This is a genomic window from Acinetobacter sp. WC-743, from assembly GCF_000335555.1.
Classification (GTDB): Bacteria; Pseudomonadota; Gammaproteobacteria; order Pseudomonadales; family Moraxellaceae; genus Acinetobacter; species Acinetobacter bereziniae.
The window spans coordinates 1-10,319 of the sequence record NZ_AMFQ01000109.1; the positions used below are offsets into that span (position 1 = coordinate 1).

At 32.9% G+C, this 10,319-nt stretch carries 15 protein-coding genes; 3 read left to right on the forward strand and 12 right to left on the reverse strand.

What is annotated here, in order from left to right; all coding sequences use genetic code 11:
• From ACINWC743_RS16845 to ACINWC743_RS16885, 9 genes are all read right to left on the reverse strand, one after another.
• On the reverse strand, positions 1-539 hold a 539-nt coding region (locus ACINWC743_RS16845), incomplete at its 3' end, for a putative metallopeptidase (protein WP_009586273.1).
• Positions 490-975, reverse strand: coding sequence for a hypothetical protein (locus tag ACINWC743_RS16850; RefSeq protein ID WP_009586279.1), 486 nt, complete (start codon positions 973-975; stop codon positions 490-492). The genes ACINWC743_RS16845 and ACINWC743_RS16850, both read right to left, overlap by 50 nt.
• A gap of 129 nt (positions 976-1,104) precedes the next feature.
• Complete coding sequence (locus ACINWC743_RS16855) at positions 1,105-1,968, reverse strand: hypothetical protein (protein WP_151776398.1); 864 nt, start codon at positions 1,966-1,968, stop codon at positions 1,105-1,107.
• Between the two features lie 78 nt (positions 1,969-2,046).
• Positions 2,047-2,277: a hypothetical protein gene (locus ACINWC743_RS16860; RefSeq protein WP_009586284.1), complete on the reverse strand. Its 231-nt coding sequence runs from the start codon at positions 2,275-2,277 to the stop codon at positions 2,047-2,049.
• A 167-nt stretch (positions 2,278-2,444) separates the two neighbouring features.
• On the reverse strand, positions 2,445-2,855 hold the full coding sequence (locus ACINWC743_RS16865) for a hypothetical protein (protein WP_009586271.1): 411 nt from the start codon (positions 2,853-2,855) through the stop codon (positions 2,445-2,447).
• 197 nt (positions 2,856-3,052) lie between these two features.
• The gene (locus ACINWC743_RS23565; RefSeq protein WP_009586280.1) at positions 3,053-3,613 is read right to left on the reverse strand and encodes a hypothetical protein; all 561 of its coding nucleotides are present in this window, start codon (positions 3,611-3,613) and stop codon (positions 3,053-3,055) included.
• A gap of 158 nt (positions 3,614-3,771) precedes the next feature.
• On the reverse strand, positions 3,772-3,969 hold the full coding sequence (locus ACINWC743_RS24925) for a hypothetical protein (protein WP_009586275.1): 198 nt from the start codon (positions 3,967-3,969) through the stop codon (positions 3,772-3,774).
• 170 nt (positions 3,970-4,139) lie between these two features.
• Positions 4,140-4,391, reverse strand: coding sequence for a hypothetical protein (locus ACINWC743_RS16880; RefSeq protein WP_046759999.1), 252 nt, complete (start codon positions 4,389-4,391; stop codon positions 4,140-4,142).
• A 433-nt stretch (positions 4,392-4,824) separates the two neighbouring features.
• Entirely contained in the window at positions 4,825-5,034 is a 210-nt protein-coding gene (locus ACINWC743_RS16885) for a cold-shock protein (protein WP_009586283.1), read from the reverse strand.
• A 624-nt stretch (positions 5,035-5,658) separates the two neighbouring features.
• Here ACINWC743_RS16885 and xseA point away from each other — a divergent pair.
• Genes xseA through ACINWC743_RS16905 form a run of 3 tightly spaced genes read left to right on the forward strand, consistent with a single transcriptional unit; the run spans position 5,659 to position 8,072 of the window.
• Positions 5,659-6,921: an exodeoxyribonuclease VII large subunit gene (gene xseA, locus ACINWC743_RS16895; RefSeq protein ID WP_009586269.1), complete on the forward strand. Its 1,263-nt coding sequence runs from the start codon at positions 5,659-5,661 to the stop codon at positions 6,919-6,921.
• Positions 6,914-7,108, forward strand: coding sequence for an exodeoxyribonuclease VII small subunit (gene xseB, locus ACINWC743_RS16900; RefSeq protein ID WP_009586282.1), 195 nt, complete (start codon positions 6,914-6,916; stop codon positions 7,106-7,108). The genes xseA and xseB overlap by 8 nt, the downstream gene beginning before the upstream one ends.
• Positions 7,109-7,142: 34 nt before the next feature.
• A complete protein-coding gene (locus tag ACINWC743_RS16905) occupies positions 7,143-8,072 on the forward strand; it encodes a hypothetical protein (protein WP_009586278.1) in 930 nt (309 codons plus the stop codon).
• Here the strand turns inward: ACINWC743_RS16905 and ACINWC743_RS16910 are convergent, their stop codons facing one another.
• The 3 genes from ACINWC743_RS16910 to ACINWC743_RS16920 all read right to left on the reverse strand — a co-directional run.
• The gene (locus ACINWC743_RS16910; RefSeq protein WP_009586281.1) at positions 8,073-8,570 is read right to left on the reverse strand and encodes a hypothetical protein; all 498 of its coding nucleotides are present in this window, start codon (positions 8,568-8,570) and stop codon (positions 8,073-8,075) included. It lies immediately after the preceding gene.
• Between the two features lie 2 nt (positions 8,571-8,572).
• Entirely contained in the window at positions 8,573-8,986 is a 414-nt protein-coding gene (locus ACINWC743_RS16915) for a hypothetical protein (protein ID WP_035301339.1), read from the reverse strand.
• Between the two features lie 203 nt (positions 8,987-9,189).
• Positions 9,190-10,319: DNA cytosine methyltransferase (locus ACINWC743_RS16920; protein ID WP_035301342.1), on the reverse strand; the 1,130-nt coding region annotated here is incomplete at its 5' end.

Consider the following 10,319-nt stretch of genomic DNA (forward strand, 5'->3'; position numbering starts at 1 on the left):
CCCCAACGTTTGACCACTCCTATAAATTCCTCAACGTCATGACCTGCTAAATAGTGCTTAGGTAAGCCTGTATGATCGCTGTAAAGGATTTCCCCATCCTCATCACGCTCTACACCAATGTGATACAGCTCATGTTCAATCAAAGCACAAAATTCACGATCGTTCGCACGTTCACAAAAGCTTGCATCAACTGTAATTAGATAAATAGGTACAAACCCAAACCAGTCACGCATTTGTTGCTCTTGTCGAGCTTTACGCCAACCACCTTGGTTAAACATCACTTTTTCACATTGACCTAATACCATCCTCTTTTTAGCAACGGCGGCAGATGAAGCCCAAGCGAATGCTAAGAATGTTTCATCGTCATGAAGTAATTCAGCTATGTGGTCATAGTCGGGATTATGAAGTTCACCACCAAGGGTTAAGAAGTTTTTCACTACCCATTCTTTTAGATCCGCTGCAGGTGCCAAGCGAATCGCTTCCTCTTCCTCAGCTTGATCTATCAAGTCTGTTGGTGGAAATGGTCTGATCTGTTCCATTGAAAATATGCCTCTTCAAATTCTTAAGCCACTGACTAGACAAATTAGCTTCGACTTGTAATGGTCCATCTTCCTGAATTTTATATCTGGGTGCTGACTCTATTCTGATCACTGTGTAACCCATATCGGCAGCAACATCGTAACGCTCCATACTCCAAGCTTTATCTTTTAGCTTGCCTTTACGACCTCCCGACCACGGTCCGCCTGAGATCTCAACTAAAATTCTATGTTCAATAAGATAAAAATCGAAACGCCAATGTTTTGTTGATTCAAATTGGAATAATTTTTCATATTTAATTTGAAGCACATTCAGCGATTGCTCAAAGTCTTCAAATGCTTCTAAATATTTTTGTGATGCCTTAGGTAATTGTCTTGTTCTTGGTTTCTTTTTAATTTCTGATTTTTGGGTAAGTCGTTTATATTGAGATGTATCCATTAATTTTGCCTAATAAAAAAGCCCCATCGTTAGTGATAGGGCTATTGTTGGACTTTATGTGTTTAGGTTTGTTGGGTGATTACTTTGATTAATTTCCCATAAAATTTGAAAGATTCAGATAAATATAAATTAGCGATTTAAATTTTCAGATATATAATCAAATATCACTCTATCTGAGTCTTCTTTTTGTTTAGCTACAATTTTCTCTATTTCCTTATATTCAATTAACTTAAAGTCATTTTTTAATTTGTCATTTTTATTTTTCTTAACTAATAAAACTTTATCACCTGTGGCTTCAATTAAATACCATAAATCTTTATCTAATTTTATTTTTACTAAATTAGATGAACTTTCTTTATTGATTAATAGTCGATAAGCATCTTTTTTTCCCAAAAAATAAGGAGTATAAATAATTATGAAAGACATTAAAAAGATAGTGAATAATGAGTAAGCTTTAGCCTTATTGTTAATCTTCTCAACAATATGATTTGGTGTTAATAAATTTTCTGGAATCTTAATATGCTCAATACTTATTGAGCTATTTTTAATAAATTTATTTCGATCAACCACTAACTGCCTAATTAAAAAAATTGATACAACATAATGAAAAATACTTAATGTAGAAAAATCTTTATTATCAAACAAAAAAGACAAAAATTTCGACTTATCATAGATGCTAAACAAGTTGAGAGCAAAAATAATTAAAAATAAAGCTGTAATAATCCGCAATGCTTTCTCTTGATATTTTTCAAATAATTGAGTAAGTCTATAAATTAAATAGCAAATCATACTTGCCATAAATAAACTAATAATACATTCAAGAGAACTAGTTATAAATTGCGAAGGTGTAATGTAGCTTAAATACCAAGGAATACCCAATGTGTTATAAAAACTATATCTATAAATTCCAAAATAACCTAATGTGAAGAAAAAGATTAGAGTCAAAAACTCCATAAAACTCAAATTAAACGGCAACTTTATTTCTTTAAACATAATCTTATCAAGTTAATTTTTCAAAATTATAGCTCAATGATCTTCAAAGTTGCCACCTAATTTTAAGATTACCATCCTTTAGGAATTTTCATTGTTGTCACTTATTTCATTCATGCCACATAACGCATCATGCAATTGGTCTAGTTGCTTAAAAATCGCATCTGGAACACCTGTATCTGTTGTTGTCAAAATAGTGACTATAGAAATCCATTTTGCTGTAGCTTTTTCAATCCGCTTGTCTTTCTCTTCAACTTCTTTGCGAATCTGACTCCAACGATTAATTGCATGAGTTTTTTCATCACGGCACATTTGTGATTTTGCATTTGCTTCATCAACCTCAGCCTGTCGGGATTGCTGACCTGCTTCATAAGAAATTTTGCAGCATTTCCACCAGACTACAGAATATTTGTTTTAATCGGAGCATGTTGTTCTCTTGAATTACAAACCCACTGAAGTGGGCTGATAAGTTCTAAAAACTATTTATCTAAAACAAACTCAAACTCAAAATTAACTCCATCCCATTTAGTTAATACACCAATCAAATCTTTTCTAGCAGTAAACTTTTTACGATATTTGCTTGCATCTTTACCCTGCTTAATAAATTCAATATCTCGTTCATTCTTAAGTTCTGTTGCCACAACACGAATCTTAAGATTTGAATTAGCTGCTTTATCAAGATTTCCCCTGAATTCTCTGTTACCTGGACCTGACCAACGCTCAACATTACCAATATAAATATATTTTTCTTCTGTAGAATTTTGAATTAGAAATGGAGCGCCCCACCACAAGCTGACAATTAACTCCTTTTCACTACTTATAGAAGATACAGACCAAAACCGATTTTTTAATTCTGCATTGAATTCTTTAAACTCATTAACAATTCCCATAAAACCCTCAAATCAATAGAAATGCATTTCGAGAATATATCTAAGATTAATTAAGTTATACAGTTTTAAAATCCCAAATTATGGCATGTCATGTAGGACTCGAACCTTCAACCATCGGCATAGAGAACCCATGCTATATCTAGTTGAGCTAATGGCGCAAAAAAGGCGCCTTAGCGCCATGTTTAGTTCGGGGTTTCTTAGGATTTATTTCTTAATTCCATGAGATTACTTTCCATAGCAGAATCATTTTCAATTCCCAAATCAGCCCTCAATAATTTTGAAAACTCAAAAACTTTAACTTCTAGTTCATCACTAAGATTTTTAGAAAGATTATTAAAGTAATAATTAGATATTGAGGTTTGATATGCTTTTAATGCTTCTTCGATTTTAAAAAGTTCCACTCTTATTTCGGAAGTTGTTACCAAATTAACCTTATTAATACATCCTTCTAATTCTATGTACTTGGCTAAATGCTGATTCCAACTAACACTTACTTCAGAATCCTGATCTTCATCTGATTCAGATTTTCTATTTGAAATTAATAAAGATGAAACTAAATATTGAACATAAGCATCTGTCAAAGCTATATATTGATCTCTCTTTGATTCAGCAACCTTTTCTGACTTTATTTCATTTAACGTATTTTTAGCAGCAATTTTTATTGAAAAAATTAGAGCAATAGCTCCTAACAATGCACCAAAAAAACCCAAAAAACCTTGAATGTATGCTGCGTCTAATGTGGCTCTAATTGAATCCATAAATTTATAAACCTAATTATTATTAAACCTCGCAAAGCGAGGTTTATCTAGCGGATTACCATAACTTCGTCCACTATAACAGAAATATGCCATACGCCTTGCGCAAGGTCAATACTTCAAAATAATTCAATAAGGTTTAATTTCGCGTCTATTGATTTCTAAACACCCTTTCTCATCTGTCTCGCTCTACGAACTAGACCTAATATCTCTTTACGATCTATTATTTCATTATCGCTATAAGGTAAGTTTCTCATCAGTTCATTGATTGGTAGATTACTATTCTCGATGAGATAACAGTCTTGCTCAGTAGTCCAGTTTGATTTTGGAAATTCATGTTTTTTACGTTGTCTTTTCATATATGTATTTTAATCAAATTTTGAAAATTTAAAAAGTTCATTTTTTATTTGCTTTATTTTCAAAAAACAATCAAATAATTAAAGATGAATCATTGAAATTAAATAAAAAAATACCCGTTGATTGGAGAAAACGGGCATATAAAATTATTAAGGTTTTGTAGCAAACTAATTTAGTTCCAAAAAACTGAAATTACAAAGTTGTTCTCTACTGTGTTTACTTTAACTTTGTATCCAGCATCTTTGAATTCTTCACTCAACTTTTCAACTTCTTTAAAATTTATCAACTTCGAAATACGTTCACTTGCATATAACTCACCTTCATCAGCTCGAACTTTAATTTGATTTTTAAAATATTTTTTAAATTGTTCAATTGAACTTAGGTCAATTAAATTTGAACTATTTGCTATATCAGCTGATAACATTGAAAAACCCTCAATAAAATTAGTAATACAGTTTAAAATTTCAATCACAGTCAGTGATGTATTTTTTAAACTGTATATAGTAATCATCTATATTTTAATTACTTTGAGGCAATGACGACAAACTGTAAGATGACCATCTGTACAGTAGTGCGTGTCAAATACCTGATGTGAACCTAAGAAGCATTTAAAATATTGAACCATATTATTTACTCCTTCTAAAGCATATGTTTTTCTAAGCTAATAATTAAATTGAGATTAGAAATAATTAAAAGTTATACAACTCGAGACATAACGACTATGCACAAAGAACATGCATATATTAAAATGCAATATGTCATCTATTTTAATAACACTATTATTCTTATTTATCTGTTGGTATTTTATTTAAAAAAAAAGCCTATTCAATACAAATAGGCTCTTGGAAACTTTCAAATTAGACCAAGGTTATACCACTTGCTTGTGGTCCTTTTTTTCCCTCAGTAATCGTAAATTGTACACGTTGACCTTCTAATAAAACTCGAAAGCCGTCAGCTTGGATTTCACTAAAATGAGCGAATACATCTGAACCATTATCTACAGCAATAAAACCAAAACCTTTAGTTTCATTAAACCATTTAACAGTACCAGTTGATAAATTTGACATATTTTTCTCGTATAATTAAGTAAAAGTTTTTTAGTTCAGCATTTTGTATTCTTGATCAGTTAACACTGCAACAAATGCCCTCAACAACAACCCACCGATTTTCAGGAATCCATAACTTCTTTCTTTCATTAAGTATCAGAAATAATTGATTTGGATTTTCTAAATCTAATGAAAAATCTAGCCCTAATGTTATTGCAGCTTTCAAAAAATCATTAGTATTTCTAATAAAGAACGACTTCATTAAAGGTCCCTAAAAAAATACCCACATAGAGGTGGTTCAGTGGGTATATAAATCATGAAACAAAGCAAATGAAAGATATACTAAGTTCAATACGTTGAAAATATTACATATTATTTTTAAGTGATCAATGAAAGCTATATGTTCAATAATTTAATTTTTCATTTAAAATCAATAACTTTATCTAAAATTAGATACAAAGTGTAATATTAATATACATACACGCAACAATTTCTTGTGATGAAAAACACCAAATTTTCAATAATTTAGATTGAATATACTTTATTAAATATGATCTTTTGTTGTCTTGTATTTCATACAATTTGATTGCCTTACTTAGCACTGTTCTATACTATTTTTATGAATTATGAGTTTCTCTGTCTTTTATGTCTGATTTACAACTTTCTTTGAGTGAATACTTATCTACAGTTCAAGAGGTTATACGTGTAGCTTTTGAAGAATCTGTTTGGGTTAAAGCTGAAATTAGAAACCTAAGTATCAAAGGTGGTCATTACTATTTAGAATTAGCTGAAAAAGAAGAAGATACAGATAAAATTATTGCAAGTTGTAAGGCAACAATTTGGAAATTCAGTGCTGCAAAAATGGTTCTGAAATTCGAACGTGAAAGCGGTATAGAATTATCTCGAGATTTAAATGTTTTAATCAAAGTTAAGGCTGTGTTTAGCCCTCAATATGGGTTTTCAGTTAATATTGAAGCGATTGATTCTAGTTATACACTAGGTGATATTGCACGGCGGTATCAACAAATTTTAGAAAGGCTGACAGCCGAAGGTCTAGTTAATAAAAACAAATCACTCCCTACCCCTTTTGATATTCAAAATGTCCTGGTAATCGCTCCTGAAAATGCTGCAGGCTTAGGTGACTTCAAGAAAGATGCTGATGCACTTCAAAAAGCCGGTGTTTGCAATTTTGTATACCACTCTGCCACATTTCAAGGAAACACCGCAGCATTAAGTATTGCTGAATCACTGTCGAATGCTTTACGGCAATGGGCTAAAGAATTTAGTTCTGCCCCGGATCTAATTGTAATTATTCGAGGTGGTGGTGCAGTTAATGATCTTGCATATCTGAATGACTATGATTTAGCGGCCCTACTCTGTAAACGTTCAGTCCCTATCTGGGTCGGTATTGGCCATGAAAAAGATCGGACCATTTTAGATGAAGTAGCTCATCGTTCCTTCGATACTCCAAGTAAAGTCATTGGAGGAATTCGAAATTTAATCGTGGATCAAGTACAAGACGTAATAGATTCCCTAAATAAGATTAAACTTTTATCACAACATCAGATATCAGCTTACCAAAGCCAAAATGATCAATACATGAAAGTAATTAAAACACTCTCTCATGGTCAGATTAATGAGACAAAAAAGAGCTTAGATTTGATAAAAGGCACAATTCAATATTTAGCCCAACAACAACTTAAATTAGCTTCCACGCAAATTGATGGTTTGCTTCGAGAACCCCTACTGCAGAATCCAAAAAATGTTATGGCTAAAGGCTATAGTATTGTCAGAAGCAATGGACATGCAATTCGATCTATTCAACAAATTTCAAACGATAGCATCCAAGTTGAATTACAAGACGGTTCTATTGATGCAAAAGTAATAAAGGTGCACAGTAATGACTAAAAAAGAATTAACCTTCAAAGAAGGCTATGAAGTTCTCAAGAAAAATGCAGAACTATTAGAATCTCAAGAAGAACCTGATATCGATAATTTAATGAAAATTGTTGAAGAGTCTATGTCAGCTTACAAAGCCTGTAAATCACGAGTAGATGCAGTTCAACAGGCATTGAACGAAACGTTTAAAGAGTAAATCTGGAAAATATATAATTAATTGAGTAATCATTTTGAAAACAAATTTTAATTTAGATCTTGCACTTTTTTTTACATCACTATCAATTATTCTATATTCTTGTGGATATTTCTACATCCAAGCTTATGTAAACTATTTTGATTTTACGCACGAGGCTTTAGGATTTGATTTTCAAAATTATCTTATCTATGGTGGTCTACAAGGTAGTCAAGTAATTTTTTTAGGTATTTTAATACCTATCACTTTATCTTTAGTGAATAAATTCATAAACCAAAACATTAGTAAATCTATTACAAAAATATTCAATTATATTCTTATTTTTATAATTATTATCTCAGTTAAGACTATATTAGCTATTTTAGGATTATTTTATTTCCCAGTCAGGATTATTTCAAACTTTATATACAAATTTCATAAATTAGCAAATTGTTTAGAAATTTTAACTTTTTTAGTGTTATTTATAGCTTTCTTGCCTTTGATTTTCATAATTTATTTATTAAAAATAATTAAAGATAAAATTAAACCGTCTATACTTGATACGCATAAAATAGCTAAAGATGAAATTCACTGGAACAGCTCAATAGATACACCAAATATTGATAAAGGTTTAAAGGAATTATTATTACACTATATAGGCTCTGTGATAATTTATGCACTGTTTTTTATTGGTATTTACTACCTTATAGATATAGAGAAGAATGGTAGCACCAATGCAAAGAAAGACTTACTTTTTTCACCTATTACTAATTTAACTATCAAAGATGAAAAAATAACCGAGTGGTACAAACTTAATAAAATCAAAGAGCCAATTACAAAAAATATTAAAATTCTTATATGTGGCAAATCTAAATGTTTAGTTGCAGTAGAAGTTCAACCGAAACTTATGTTTACAAATCAAAATTTACCAGTAATTAAATCAAATTTACTTACCACAATTAATAACGATAATTACTCAACTTTTTAACTAATATATAATAAAACTATAACGGCAATGCAAAGCAGCCAACCCACACTTTACATCGGAACGTACATCGTATTGTGTACGTTCTTGTGTCACCATCTCTGACCAGGAACAACCATAAAAATATCGACTAATCACAGCATCCATCCAATCATCTAATATTTCAGATTGTCCTTGTAGATCTAAAATTAAACGTTGTACAGCTCTCGCCTCGTTATCATTTATTTCACATGTTAGACGAGTCTTTCTTGGCTTTGCTTGTCCAATATCTTCCATAAGATAACCAGTAATAATTTTTAATCTTTGTTCAGGGCTCAATTTTTTATATTTCTTCTCTTTTACAGCATTATCCATAGCTATAGCGATTGGATTTACACTTTTTCCTGTAGGTCCTGTATTGGTATATAACCAGGCACCAAATTGATATAACCAGCCTTCTAAGTCAAAACGCGACCAATCAACTGTTTGTAAAATATGTTGTGTTGCGACTGCCGTGCCCATCTTTATAAATCCCCTACCATCATCTCTATCTGTTGAACCGCTAAACCTGATTTGACTTGCTCTGTACTAAAGCGTAACACCTGATATCCCATAACCACAGCTGCGTTGTATTTCTCCATATCACCGATATATCCCTTACCTCGAGTGTGACGTCCGTTACTCCAAACACCACCCTCAACCTCAACCAATATCTTCTTGCCTACAATGTGAAAATCTGCACGCCACTTACGTTTTGGATAGAATTTATATTCCTGTTTAAAGCTAATTTTTAAAACTCTTAACTGGTTGGCCAATATTGATTCACCGATACTTTCACCTCGATGATCTTTAACTCGAGTACTGCTTTTGTGCTTTGATTTCTTCCTGGTTTTCGTACCATAAAGTCTTTGATATTCAGCAATTGAGATGCTAGACAAAATCAATCCTCTCCCCAATCTTCATATTGATCGTAAAGTTCTGACTCATTTTCCTGATTATCCCTAAAATGCGCGCAACTTGGGCACAGAAACTCGGAATGCTCAGGTTCATATCGGACATTCTCAGCAATGAAGCAGTCCATACACACTGGTGTAGATTCAAGATTCATGCTCACCTCGCTTAAAATCAGAAATTCGCTTATTCATGCAAACCCTCCACGAATAAATTGCTGAATCCTTTCACCGATCCAACGCATTACCGTAACCGCCATTGAGTTTCCAAGGGCTTTATATCGTTGTGTTGCTGATGCTTTATGTATTTCTGTATAGCTGTCAGAGAAGCCTTGAAGACGTTCGCATTCAATCTCAGTTAAGTAACGTGCAATGTATTGATATACGACACTTGACGGCACAATCCCTCCACCTCCGCTTGCGCGCAGCGTTCCGTTTATTTGTTTTGAAATTTTGGGCGTTGTATCTGCAATCATTGCGTACGCTTGTTCACACAAAACGTTTTCTTGACCATTATTTCTGCCTAAACAATGCGCTGTTTTTGTATTAATTATTGGATCTTGGGTTCCATGAATTACAACTCCATGTCTGTCCATTTGAGTAAGTGTTGGTGCTTGTTCTTCTTTAAAACCTATGCCTTGTCCACCCGAATTTAATGATCTACCTATTATATTTCCTTGAATACCGTAGGAATGGATAACGTATCCTCGATCACTTCTGCCTAATAAAGTTGGTGCTTTTTCTACAGTAATAGCTGAGTTTGCGTTAGTTCCTCCAACACCAATCGCATGTTTTATATAGTAATCACCACAAAAAGCCTCTTGATTGCCTAACCATTTTTTCTGACCATGTGATGCAAGCAATGGAGGAACTATTGTTTGTCCGCTAACCGTTTCGCTTGTTCTGTTAGTGTATATTCCACTATTTGAGGCAGAACCTTCCCCCTTGCTTTGGCTCTTCTCAATATCCCCAAACATGCCTTTTCGCTCAAATAGTATTTCGGTGATACATTCTGTTCGAGCACTTGCGATAACAAACACTCTTTTGCGTCGTTGGGCGAGTCCGAAATATTGAGCATCAAGGACTCTCCAAACGACTTGTCTAGATGGTCCAAACACACAACCAGCGTTTTTCCATCGTCCCCCTGGTGGTTGTAATTCACACCCTTCACCTGCAAGCCCTGCCAGTAAGCAGCCGAAAGCGTTGTCTTTTGTGTTGAGCACTCCGGGTACGTTTTCCCAAACGGTAATGACTGGCTCAAGTCCTCGAACAAATCTGGCTGTATCAATTTCATTCGCTAATCTCACAAATTCAAGACTTA

Bases quoted from the DNA above. Each gene is read 5' to 3' on its own strand.
- ACINWC743_RS16850 (WP_009586279.1), bottom strand. From the start codon at position 975: ATGGATACATCTCAATATAAACGACTTACCCAAAAATCAGAAATTAAA.
- ACINWC743_RS16855 (WP_151776398.1), bottom strand. From the start codon at position 1,968: ATGTTTAAAGAAATAAAGTTGCCGTTTAATTTGAGTTTTATGGAGTTT.
- ACINWC743_RS16860 (WP_009586284.1), bottom strand. From the start codon at position 2,277: ATGTGCCGTGATGAAAAAACTCATGCAATTAATCGTTGGAGTCAGATT.
- ACINWC743_RS16865 (WP_009586271.1), bottom strand. From the start codon at position 2,855: ATGGGAATTGTTAATGAGTTTAAAGAATTCAATGCAGAATTAAAAAAT.
- ACINWC743_RS23565 (WP_009586280.1), bottom strand. From the start codon at position 3,613: ATGGATTCAATTAGAGCCACATTAGACGCAGCATACATTCAAGGTTTT.
- ACINWC743_RS24925 (WP_009586275.1), bottom strand. From the start codon at position 3,969: ATGAAAAGACAACGTAAAAAACATGAATTTCCAAAATCAAACTGGACT.
- ACINWC743_RS16880 (WP_046759999.1), bottom strand. From the start codon at position 4,391: ATGTTATCAGCTGATATAGCAAATAGTTCAAATTTAATTGACCTAAGT.
- ACINWC743_RS16885 (WP_009586283.1), bottom strand. From the start codon at position 5,034: ATGTCAAATTTATCAACTGGTACTGTTAAATGGTTTAATGAAACTAAA.
- xseA (WP_009586269.1), top strand. From the start codon at position 5,659: ATGTCTGATTTACAACTTTCTTTGAGTGAATACTTATCTACAGTTCAA.
- xseB (WP_009586282.1), top strand. From the start codon at position 6,914: ATGACTAAAAAAGAATTAACCTTCAAAGAAGGCTATGAAGTTCTCAAG.
- ACINWC743_RS16910 (WP_009586281.1), bottom strand. From the start codon at position 8,570: ATGGGCACGGCAGTCGCAACACAACATATTTTACAAACAGTTGATTGG.